Origin of the sequence: Pseudomonas sp. SIMBA_068, from assembly GCF_046534705.1 — a bacterium.
Lineage (GTDB): Bacteria > Pseudomonadota > Gammaproteobacteria > Pseudomonadales > Pseudomonadaceae > Aquipseudomonas > Aquipseudomonas putida.
The window spans coordinates 1-259 of the sequence record NZ_JAWRYI010000899.1 but is presented as its reverse complement, the minus strand read 5'-3'; the positions used below and the strand labels follow the sequence as shown (position 1 = coordinate 259).

The following is a 259-nucleotide window of genomic DNA, read 5'->3' as shown; positions in this document are numbered from 1 at the left end:
GCCGATGGGCCTTTGAACCCGTACCTGATGGTGCAGCGCATTTTTGCGCAGATGCGTGCGGATGACATCGTGGTATGTGGCAATGCGTCAGCCTGCATCCTGCCATTCCAGATCGGCGCCTTGCAAAAGGGCCAGCGCCTGTTCAGCAACTCGGGCTCCGCGTCGATGGGCTATGACATGCATGCGGCCATTGGTGCGGCGACGGCAGCCAAAGCGGAAGGTGCACGCCGCGTGATCTGCTTTGCGGGCGACGGCAGCC

At 62.5% G+C, this 259-nt stretch carries 1 protein-coding gene; it reads left to right on the top strand.

What is annotated here, in order from left to right; translation table 11 throughout:
• Window positions 1-259 (top strand): thiamine pyrophosphate-dependent enzyme (locus SB756_RS31980; protein WP_410913488.1); only part of this gene is annotated, 259 nt, incomplete at both ends.